Annotated in this window: 4 protein-coding genes and 1 pseudogene; 2 read left to right on the top strand and 3 right to left on the bottom strand. The window is 45.1% G+C overall.

The genetic code is table 11. The features are described from left to right. Positions 1-93: pseudogene (locus RM811_RS04845) on the bottom strand (PTS sugar transporter subunit IIB); the annotation flags it as partial. A gap of 662 nt (positions 94-755) precedes the next feature. Here RM811_RS04845 and RM811_RS04850 point away from each other — a divergent pair. Continuing rightward, on the top strand, positions 756-1,889 hold the full coding sequence (locus tag RM811_RS04850) for a porin (RefSeq protein ID WP_402521332.1): 1,134 nt from the start codon (positions 756-758) through the stop codon (positions 1,887-1,889). A gap of 265 nt (positions 1,890-2,154) precedes the next feature. Here the strand turns inward: RM811_RS04850 and RM811_RS04855 are convergent, their stop codons facing one another. Both RM811_RS04855 and RM811_RS04860 read right to left on the bottom strand, forming a co-directional pair. Then, positions 2,155-2,484 (bottom strand): DUF5615 family PIN-like protein, encoded by a 330-nt coding sequence (locus tag RM811_RS04855; RefSeq protein ID WP_402521334.1) that lies wholly within the window; start codon positions 2,482-2,484, stop codon positions 2,155-2,157. Beyond that, the gene (locus RM811_RS04860; protein ID WP_402521336.1) at positions 2,484-2,705 is read right to left on the bottom strand and encodes a DUF433 domain-containing protein; all 222 of its coding nucleotides are present in this window, start codon (positions 2,703-2,705) and stop codon (positions 2,484-2,486) included. The genes RM811_RS04855 and RM811_RS04860 overlap by 1 nt, the downstream gene beginning before the upstream one ends. A gap of 1,397 nt (positions 2,706-4,102) precedes the next feature. On the opposite strand from RM811_RS04860, the gene RM811_RS04865 reads away from it, so the two are divergent. Then, positions 4,103-5,926 (top strand): hypothetical protein, encoded by a 1,824-nt coding sequence (locus RM811_RS04865; RefSeq protein WP_402521338.1) that lies wholly within the window; start codon positions 4,103-4,105, stop codon positions 5,924-5,926. Positions 5,927-6,210 lie beyond the last annotated feature (284 nt).

Raw genomic sequence — 6,210 nt, forward strand, 5'->3', positions numbered from 1 at the left:
TTCCAGACCACGATCCGCAGCGGCCTGTTCCATTTTCTTAACCAGCATGCTGGTGGACATGCCTGCGCTGCAGCAAAGGAAGATTTTTTTCATTTTAGTGACTCCGTAATTCAGTGTGTTCCCGTTCCGGCTTTCTCGATACCCGTCTGTTTCTATCACTCTTTGTATTAAGAGTTTGTATTGAGAGTCGGGACTGAAAGGGAAACCAGTGGAAGTTTCAGGACGCCGTCAATGAAATCACAATGGAGCACGCCGTGCAACCGGTTTCCGCAACCGGTTTCATGGCGTATTTATAACTATAAGGTATGTGCTTGTATGCCCTGCCAGCCCTTGGTTTGTAGGGGCTCTCTGTTGGCTTTATAAGGAGGTTTGTTTGTCTACTAACGGGATTCTGAATAAAACAGGTGTCTTTTACTTGTGTGAAGTTGTGATTCAATGATTTGAGTCAATGTTCTGTTTGGAGTGGTTTTGTTCGGGTACGAAAAGTGCCCAACTATTGATTTAAGACAAAAGTGTTCACAAAAGGTTGAAACCGGTTGCAGAAACCGGTTACATTTTTTAGGCGAAACGATAAGCTGGCAACCGTTTACATAAGCGACCGTTTCTTGACTGATAACAAAACAAGAAAGAAACGGGCAGGGTGACGGGGAATATTTACGACACCTTGCAGGTATCCATGAATTGGATCAACCGATAGAAAGTGCTGCCTTTCTTGAATAAAGCAGTCAAACACACACAGGGGTTAATGGGGATTAATGAGCATGTTTAAAAAGACACTGATTGCCAGCGCGGTAATGGCTACACTGACTTCCGTATCAGCTATGGCTAGTGAAAGCAGTACTGAAGATAAATATGGACACGATATTTATGGTGTTATTGCGGTTCAAGTCGCCAGTCGTGATTATGCGAATCAGGACAATAACTCAGGTGTTCAGGTAAATAACGAAACCCGAATCGGTTGGCGCGGCTATGCAAAATTTGATGGCCTGCCAGAGCACACTAAATTTATCTGGCAGATTGAAACTGGTTACGTAGATCCAAGTTTTGAGGGTGAAAATGGTGGCGGTGGTTATCTTGGTAAGCGTGACACGTTCATAGGTTTTGACAGTGAGAAGTTTGGTCTGGTTCGTGTAGGTCGTGTACTGACACCAATTTATGAATTGGTTGACTGGCCTGCCTCTAACCCTGGTCTGGGTGATACCTGGGACTGGGGCGGTAACATTGGCGGTAATAACTTTAATGACCGTCAGTCCGATACCATCCGTTGGGATTCCAAGGAGCTCTGGACTGGCTTTACCATGGATCTTGCTGTTGGTGCCGGTGCAGACCGTGCTGGAGCAACAGCCAGTGAAGAAGCCAGTAGCAACTATTGGCATGGTGCTGCGGTGCACCAAAATGTTAAGTATGGTGAAGGAAACTGGATTCAGTTCGATCTTGCTTATGAGATGAACTATGACACTGCCACGTATGACGCGGATGGCAAAGATATTGGTAACTATTGGGATAACCAAACCTATCTGGCAGGTGTGCAAGGTGGCCACGGCCCTGTTGGTTATTTTGCCCAGTACCGTATTGCTGAAGCCGACGATACTCTTGGTAGCGACGAGAAAGAAAACGCTTACTCTACTGGCCTGATGTACAACTTCGGTGCAGATCAGAAGTGGCAGGCTAAAGTTGGTTACACCAAAACTGAAGACCTTAAAGTCAATGGTGCCAAGCAGGAAAATACTGGCGATGATACCTGGTCTACTCAGTTAATGTACAAGATCGACTCAAATGCGGTTGTTTATGTCCGTTACCGTGATGTTGATGCCGGTGAAAGCTATGCTGGTCGCTGGAAGACCGACAGCTTCAGCGAAGCATCAACTGGTATTGAATACTGGTTCTAATGATCAGGCAGCTACGCAGGTCACCTTCCTTCAGGAACTGACCAAAGTTCATTCCCACAGGTGTGGGAATGAACCCAACCGATTTTTAACCTCTTGAAATTGTTGATCTGTGCATTCTTGCCGGGCTCTTTAGCCCGGTTTTTTGCATTGGCCGAACCGGTTTATCTCGTTCCCACTGGTGCGGGAACGCATACCTCGCATTCAGTACTGTGCCTGTGGATAGCTCTGCATTCCCACGCGGAGCATGGGAACGAGATGATGAAGTCTACCCAATTTGCAAAACTCCACGTTCCGGTTCCCGGAGAAATGCCTGAATAACGGTGACGTTGTCTTTTAAAAGCTGCTCTATTTGTACCAACCGGCAATTACCGGTCTGGAGATAGATCAGTTTCGGCGGCGTACCATACTGTTGAGAAAAGTTGAGGAAATCCCTGTCTTTGGAAACAATCGCCAGTCCCTGTTTTCTGGCAAAGTACCAGATTTCAATATCCGGTGCATTGTCGAGTTTGGCGTGAAGCACGTGAAGGCTGTTTGGGAAAATGGTACTTATTCTGGCCACCAGTCTGGGAGATAGGTTCTCATCCAGAAGCAGCATCAGGCAGCACCTTTAATATGATTGGCGGCGTAAAGCAATGCCGCCTTTATATGCTCTGCGTTAAGGTTGGGGTGGTCGGCAAGAATCTCACTCTGACTTAATCCTTCTGCCAGCATTTCAAGGATATCGGTAACGGCCAGGCGTGTGCCTTTTATGCAGGGCTTACCAAACCGTTTGCCCGGGTCTTGTTCGATGTAGTTGAGATATTGGTTATCATTCATGGGTTCTATCCTTTTAATGGTCAAAAGGTTTGGCCGTGTTTTTTTCAATCCTTATTAGGTTTCATGGCAATTAAGTGTAGCCTGCCTCGCTCCTGAATACCCGGGATTCCTTACTCTCACACTCCGCGTGGGAATGCTACGGGCTGGTTTGCACAATCCCTGCTGTTGGATAAGGGTTCCCGCGCAAAGCATGATCGAGATGATAAATAGCAATAACCAAAATAATGTCAAATTACTATCGAATGACCTGAATCAATGGGTCACAACACACCCATCCCGATAAAGTGTTGATGAACGGTTTCCCTCGTTCCCACGCTCTGCGTGGGAATGCATATCTACCGGGAGGTAAGTTGCTTAATGATGGATAAGGTTCCCACGCAGAGCATGGGAACCAGAAGGATAGCGCGAGTTCAATGAAGCGTGACATGGGACTCCCCACTGCAGTCTACCCAATGGGTAAAACTCCACGTTTGTCTCGTTCCCACTTGGTGCGGGAACGCATACCTCGCATTTAGCACTGAGTCTGTGGATAGCTCTGCATTCCCACGCAGAGCATGGGAACGAGATGAAAGTTCATTCCCACACCAGTGGGAATGAACCAAACTGATTTTTAACCTCGTGAAATTGTGTTCTGTGCGTTCTTACCGGGCTCTTTAGCCCGGTTTTATTGGTTCTTTTGAATGTCATTTCTCGTTCCCACGGTTCTGACTCAAGGGTCTATCCTGTATTTTACGATTGGCAAAAACGAAAATAACGCGATGCTCGGGTTCTTTATATTTCAAAAAGTCGATAATTCCTTTAATACCAAGGCTTCTAGTAATTAAATTCTTACGTTCGTCCATTGAAATGCCGGCAGGAATGTCTATTTTAGACAACAGTAGAAGTATACTTGGCTCGTATAGTTAAAGTACCAAAGTTCATTTATTTCATCGCAGCCCTTGGTCACTCGATAAAGTTCAATTTTTTAGTATCTACTGCAAACCCGGGCATCATGTCTCGTTCCCGCGGTCCCCCGTGGGAACGAGGTTAAAGAGCAGCAGGGCATTGCTGCCACGGTAACTAATATCGGGAGGGCGGGGCAACTCAATATGGACGCCGATTTGATTAATTGGCAAACCCCTGCGTAAAAATTTGAAAAAATATTAATGATTACTAGACTACGTTCGCCGATATTTTTAACAGATTAGATTACTGTTACTCGATTCCGCAGGTGTAGCTGCTTGCATTTTGAAAATATACGGATATCAATGGATGCTGCTCTGCAGACTGATTATTAAAGGCAGATTCTATGACTGAGCTCAAACCCTTGCTGTTGAAATAACAAAAAAAGGCAAGTGGGAAAAACGGCAGAATCGAGTGTAAATAAGGCAGCACAAAGATACTTCAAATGAGGCGGTATGAATAAAATAGAGTCTTTTGCTTCAGCAAGCACCAGAACAGCGGATACAGGGAGTACTTCCACTGGCTGGTTTAATCACCTGAAAGTGAAGGTGTGTGAGGTTGGTAACTGTCTTCCGAATCCAGCCAATTTTTATAGACAGCACAGTGCCCAGATAAAGGGGACCGTTTTATTGACAATGATTATAGTGCCTGTGGTTATTATCCCTGTCGTTGGTTTGCTTGCTTCTTCGCTCTCAGGGTTCGTACGGAGCGAACGGGAAACTCAGTCACAACTCAATGCTGAAAATAATCTGACACTAACCAACCATACCGAAACGCATCCCGTGACAACTTTTGATGAGGCTAAATATTATACAGCGGGTTTAAGTGTTACAGAAATGGAGCAATTAACGGAACCCAGTGTCGATTACCCTGTTAACACAAACAATACGGAAGAAGCGTATTATGACGCTCAGGAAGACTTGTATTATGATGCCACTGCCACCATACAGGTGGATGATTCGCTACCGGAGGCTGACAATACAACCCAAACGCATCCAGAGCCGGGCGAAATACCCGATATCATCAGGCTGGGTATAAAGAGCGATATTAGTTCGGACAGTTTTGTTGATGGGAAAAATAAGGATTATAAACCTGACGTGGGTAAGTATGATGGTTCTAAAATATTGATGCCACTGAAAGACCCGTCTGGGAGCGCACAAAATAATATCAATTTCCTCAGGTCAGTCAGCTACGAAGTTCCGAAAAACGGGTTACTTAATATTGAACAGCCTTTCTACGTTCCGGGTGTTAAAGGGAATATTTCACTCTCATTATTGAATCGTGACCCTGACAATAATAATGTCCGTTGCTCGATCAGTAAAATGCTGAGCTCAAGTACTGGTACAAGTCAGTCTGCTGAAACGATTAAACAGCCATTTAGAATGGTATCTATAGACGATAACTCCTCATGCTCTCTGTTAATTTCCGGGGATGCTAATGGCACCTTTAGTTATTTTTCAGAATTCATCGATAAGGATAAGCTACCAACAACAACGAATATTACATTCAATACTAAAGTCATGCCTCTAAATCACCTTATGTTCAGATTTTATACGGTAGAACTATACGCTGACGCAGCTATGACAGAGAGGTATTATTTACACGACGATTACCATCAACATGTTGAGTTTGATCTGACCACTCGACATCCGTATAGCCCATGGATGAAAAATATCTGGGTTGAACTAAGGGAGTCTCCATATAGTAATAACATCAGGAAGATTTCAGGATGCGGGATAACAGACGCCATTGAAGATAGTCTGTTTACGACAGAAGCGCCGTCAGATGCTTCAAATAAGGCCGGTTTTTTTGTTGGAGCGGAAAGTGATGACCCCAGAAGTGGGCCTCAGCATCTATCTTCAGTAGTGAAACATTTCGAGATTTCGTCCTATCATCATGGATGCTGTTTTTGGTTTCCCCCATACCCCCACAAAATAAAAGAGGCTTCTCTTTATATAATCCCTGAATCACAACCTGACAAGGAGATTCCCTTTACTGTAAGTTATAAGCTATCCCATCCCGGAATTCCTGATGTAGAAGATGTACCTGAGCCGCCATGGCCAAATGATTTCAATTATTACGAAAACGGTAGGCTCCCTGACCCCTCTTCTGAAAACAGATCCAAGGCTTTGTTATATTCATTGGCTGGAGCAGGAGTGGTTGGCCTTTCAATGGCGGTGTTAACCTCATGTAAATTATACAGGGCAGGTAATCTGAGATACCACACGCTTACAAATTCACCTTCAGTGATAGATATGAATGAATTGCAAGAAGTGTAGGGTTTGTCCCACTTGCGCACCTGCTCTTGACCTCGCCTGGACTCAGGCCTGTTGAAGTTCCGTGGCAGCACCCTTCGACGAGCTCAGGATTAACGGAATCCGAGTTCAAAATGGGACAGTTATTTTGTCTCGTTCTCACGGTTCCCTGTGGGATCGCATACCCTGCGTTTAGCATTGTCTCGTTTCCACTGATGTGGGAACGCATACCTCGCGTTTAGCACTGTGTCTGTGGATAGCTCTGCATTCCCACGCAGAGCATGGGAACGAGATGGACGGGATGATGG

The sequence above is a fragment of the Endozoicomonas sp. genome, assembly GCF_031844845.1.
Classification (GTDB): Bacteria; Pseudomonadota; Gammaproteobacteria; order Pseudomonadales; family Endozoicomonadaceae; genus Endozoicomonas.